Raw genomic sequence first — 429 nt, forward strand, 5'->3', positions numbered from 1 at the left:
CGAAGGTTCGAATCCTTCCCCCACCACCATCTTCTTAAAAAACACCTCAATCCAATTACTCTACGATATTCTATATTCTGCCCCACGGGGAAGGATGAGAAGCTTCGACTAAGGTTCGACTCGAGCGAAGCGAGAGAACGTTGCCGCAGGCAACGGCCCGAAGGCGAGGCGCTTTAGCGCCGAGTAATCCTTCCCCCACCACCATCTCTTCATGTATTGCCCAGCTTATTCCACCTGCGATACGCTATATTCTGCCCCACGGGGAAGGATGAGAAGCTTCGACTAAGGTTCGACTCGAGCGAAGTGAGAGAACGTTGCCGCAGGCAACGGCCCGAAGGCGAGGCGCTTTAGCGCCGAGTAATCCTTCCCCCACCACTGTTGCACTCTCAGCCACCGGTCCTGCTGTCTCATCGCTCGCGCTTCGCTTAG

General features: G+C 55.5%; 2 other RNA genes. Both read left to right on the forward strand.

The features are described from left to right. Positions 1-73: 73 nt before the first annotated feature. Positions 74-204, forward strand: a non-coding RNA gene (locus HMPREF9538_RS28885) — RtT sRNA. Positions 205-247: 43 nt separating this feature from the next. Then, a non-coding RNA gene (locus tag HMPREF9538_RS28890) (RtT sRNA) lies at positions 248-378 on the forward strand. Positions 379-429 lie beyond the last annotated feature (51 nt).

This window comes from Klebsiella sp. MS 92-3, from assembly GCF_000195655.1.
GTDB classification, from domain to species: Bacteria; Pseudomonadota; Gammaproteobacteria; order Enterobacterales; family Enterobacteriaceae; genus Klebsiella; species Klebsiella pneumoniae.